General features: G+C 62.6%; 2 protein-coding genes and 1 pseudogene. All 3 read right to left on the minus strand.

What is annotated here, in order from left to right; genetic code table 11:
• Positions 1 to 72 precede the first annotated feature (72 nt).
• A pseudogene (locus Q0072_RS07575) lies at positions 73 to 195 on the minus strand (IS5/IS1182 family transposase); the annotation flags it as partial.
• A 125-nt stretch (positions 196 to 320) separates the two neighbouring features.
• Positions 321 to 1,451, minus strand: a complete 1,131-nt coding sequence (locus tag Q0072_RS07580) for an IS5 family transposase (RefSeq protein ID WP_298327967.1) — start codon at positions 1,449 to 1,451, stop codon at positions 321 to 323.
• 416 nt (positions 1,452 to 1,867) lie between these two features.
• Positions 1,868 to 3,107, minus strand: a 1,240-nt coding sequence (locus Q0072_RS07585) for an AGE family epimerase/isomerase (RefSeq protein WP_298327970.1), incomplete at its 5' end; no start/stop codon positions are given.

Consider the following 3,107-nt stretch of genomic DNA (forward strand, 5'->3'; position numbering starts at 1 on the left):
CGGGGCGGGCTGAACCGCCGCGGACCCAGCACGCCTCCATGCAAAAAGTCAGCACGTTTTTCGAGGTGTCCAGCTTTTCCAGCGTCGATTGGCCTTGGGCGGGATGCTGGGAACGGCACCCTGTTGCTCGATGAGGTCCCGGATGCGGTTGGTGTCATAGGCGCGGTCGGCATGGACGATGCAGCGGGCCGGCAAGTGGGCGCCTCCATTTACCCGCTGATGCGATCGTATTGAGGATTCGAGGTGGCGCTTTGGGTGGCCCAGGGGTTTGGCGCTGGGTTTGCCGGGATTTTAGCGGTTTCCGTAGAGCGCGGACGCAATTATCCTATTGCGGCGCGACGCTCGTGGAAGATCAGGCGGTGGATGTTGAAGGCCAGGTTGGCGAGCGTGATCTTGGCCTTGGCCCGTTCGATGCCGATGGTGCGGATGAACAGGCCCATGACGGCCTTCTGATGCGCGAACACATGCTCGACGCGGGCCCGGATCTTCGACTTGGTGGTGTTGCCGCGGCGAACATGAGCGGGCATCGGCCTGCCCTTGGGCTTTCTGCGGTGGATGCGGCTGACGCGGCCCTGGGCCTTCAGCCAACGCTCATTGCTCTGGCTGCGATAGGCGGTATCGGCCCAGACGTCCGATGCGGTGTTGTCGCTGGTCACCACGTCGCGCAGCATGCGCCCGTCGTAGCGCGCGCCATCGGTGACCTGGCCCTTACGAATGAAGCCGAAGGTCCGGCATATCGAGATGCTGCTTTTATACCCGAAGCTTGGGATCGCGATATCCGGCTGCGGCTTGCCATCGGCGGTGGGCCGCGCCTTGGCGAATTTCAGCGTCCAGCGGGCATCGACATCCTTCTGGCGTGCCTTGGCGGGCTCGTCCAGCCAGATCTCGGCGGCGCTCCGGCCCGCCTTTACCGCGGCCTTCTCGGCCTCGGTGTTGCGTTGTTTGGGCGCGGCGACCAGCGTTGCATCGACAATCTGACCCCCTGCGCCTGCATTCCAACGATGCTTCGCATCGCCGGAACCTTGGCAGGCTTCGCCCATCGGCAGATAGCCCCGCGCCTTCAACTGGCGGTCGAAATCGGCAAACAGCGTATCGAGCGCGCCGACCGCAGTCAGCCGCTCGCGGAACATGCGGATCGTGTTCGCATCCGGCGTCGCTGCGCCAAGATCGAAGCCCAGGAAGCGCAGCCAGCTCAGCCGATCCCGGATCAGCCATTCCATTCGCCCGTCGGCCACGTTGTTCTGCGCCGCCAGCACCAGCACCTTCAGCATCACCACCGGATCGTAGGGCGGACGACCACCCTTGGTACCGTCGGAATAGCCCAGTGCAGCTACCAGCGTCGGCCGAAACGCTTCAAAGTCCACGATCCGCGCCAGCACCTCCAGCGGATCGCCGTCCGCTGAAAGGCGCTTCATGTGGTCCGATAATCCGAAAAGCCCAGCCTGCCGCATCGTCCGCTCCCGCTGACCGCCGACAGTGAATCATCACTGCGCCAATTTGGCGAGAGGTAAATGGAGGTGCCCACCTGACATCGCCGCCTCCGACGCATCGCTGGCGAAGTGAATCAAATCCGCCCCTCAAAGACCAGAGTTTTTCGAGGTGTCCAGCTGCAATGGTGGAAATGCGGAACCTGCGGGAGCAGTTGAGGGGGCGGTACGTCATCGCTCCGAAGGGAGCGAAGCAGGCCAACGATGCGCTCCCCCCTATCGGATCGGCTTGCCCATGGAAGCAAATCGACCAAGATCGAACGAGCGTCCCGCGTCCGAATTCTATACGCTGGGGGGCGGGGGCTCGTCGTCCAGAGGCTCGTCTAGGCAAAACGACCGCTCCGAGCGCTACAATATCTGAAAGGCGACGCTGCCAGGCGTCAGGCCTCTGCACGTGCCTTCACCCCCTGCAATTCGAAAAAGGCGCAAGAGATGTGATATAGGGAACTACCCGGCGCGAGCTCGTCGATCCAGCTGCCATCCTCCTTTAGCTTGTCCCGCCAGAGCCCAGGAATTGCCACGTCGAAATATTGGCTGAGGCCGCGTACCGCCGCCACCGCTTCATTCGCTTCGTCGATCGTCTCCAGTCGGTTGAACCGCGAAACAGCGGCCTTTATCCGCTCGGTTTGGGGCCAGAGGCGTGCGTCAGGATTTCGCACGGTACCGTCGCTGAAGACCTCGTTGATGGCAACGCCACGCGCGAAATCGATACCGGTCCGCCGCGCAAAACCTGTCAAGAGATCGGAAATGGCGACTCCGTCGGTCCAACCGGCTTTCGCGAGCCGTTCAAAGAGCCACGCCCATTCGAAACAATGGCCGGGTTCGGCAATTCTCCCCTCGTCGCCGACGGCAGGGGTTAAGCGGTCATCGAAATATTCGAGCAGCGCGCCCGTTTCTCGGTCAAGGAAGCGATCGCGGGCAAGGGCGCCAATCGTGCGGGCAAGCGCGCCGAACCGCTCGCGCTTGCTCGCCTCGGCCAGTGCCTGTGCGGCCTCGAACAGATGCATGTGCGGATTCTGGCGGCGAACGCGCGCATCGACGATCTCGCCTTCGGTGAACCCGCCCGCCGGATGACTCCAGCTGCGTTCGATTACCGACAGCAGATCTTCGGCGACGTCGAAGTAGTATTCTCGGCCCAGCGCCGCTCCTGCGGCACCCAAAGCGAAAAGCACGAAGGCCTGATCGTACAAGTCAGCACGGCCGTCGAGCGGATTGCCCTGAACGTCCAGCCGATGTACGAAAAACCCGTCCCCGCGCCGTGCCCGTTGGATGAGAAGATCGACCGTTTGCCCAACCAGCGCCTCCCAGGGGCCGCCCCAGCCCATCGCGCCAATGGCGCAGAACGAGAAGATGTGTCGTGCCTGTACGAAGGTGCGGAAATAGGACGCATCTGGCTGGCCGTTCAAAGCGATTCGTTCGGCGAACAGCCCGGACACGGTGCGGCCACGGGTTGCCCATAGCGGCGCCGCGACGTCGCAGAGCCACGCTCGGCTTTGATCGGCAGCCGCATGCAGGCTATTCATAGGCCCGTTAGCATCGGTATACATTGACATTGAAGTGATATCCCGCCTGGCTGTTAACGTCTGTTCAGATGCGGGGCCAGAAACGTGAAGAGATTTC

The sequence above is a fragment of the Asticcacaulis sp. genome (assembly GCF_027484505.1).
Taxonomy (GTDB): domain Bacteria; phylum Pseudomonadota; class Alphaproteobacteria; order Caulobacterales; family Caulobacteraceae; genus Asticcacaulis.